This window comes from Herbaspirillum sp. UBA812 (assembly GCF_002296545.1).
GTDB classification, from domain to species: domain Bacteria; phylum Pseudomonadota; class Gammaproteobacteria; order Burkholderiales; family Burkholderiaceae_D; genus Herbaspirillum; species Herbaspirillum huttiense.
In genome coordinates this window covers 1-338 of sequence record NZ_DBIC01000307.1, presented here as the reverse complement: position 1 = coordinate 338, position 338 = coordinate 1, and the positions used below count along the sequence as shown (strand labels likewise).

Annotated in this window: 1 protein-coding gene; it reads right to left on the bottom strand. The window is 57.4% G+C overall.

The window, feature by feature from the left end:
* Window positions 1–128 precede the first annotated feature (128 nt).
* A partial coding sequence (locus tag B3873_RS21235) for a hypothetical protein (RefSeq protein ID WP_286868881.1) occupies window positions 129–338 on the bottom strand: 210 nt, incomplete at its 5' end.

The window sequence follows — 338 nt, the reverse complement described above, 5'->3', positions numbered from 1 at the left end:
CGAATCCCACCCTCTCCGCCAGTTGGCTCAAGTGTTGTGAAGCTGTAGAGATAAGGCTCTGATTTTGTCAGGGCCTTATTTTTTTTGTCCGTCGGTTCCGCGCTGGAGGGAGTGCGGTCGGCGGCAAATCATTGACTGGTCACCGGATGTTTTTCGAGGGGGAGAACATCGGCGTTGCGCCAGAGCCGTCCCATGTACTGGGAGGGTTCCTGCCGGTTTCGTGGCATCGCCGCGATAGTCCGGACAAATTTCTTCCCGCTCGCGAAGTCGCCGCGCCACCCTTGGCTGCGGCTTGATATATTCGTCTCATGCATCTGCGTTTGCTTTCCATGGCGGGG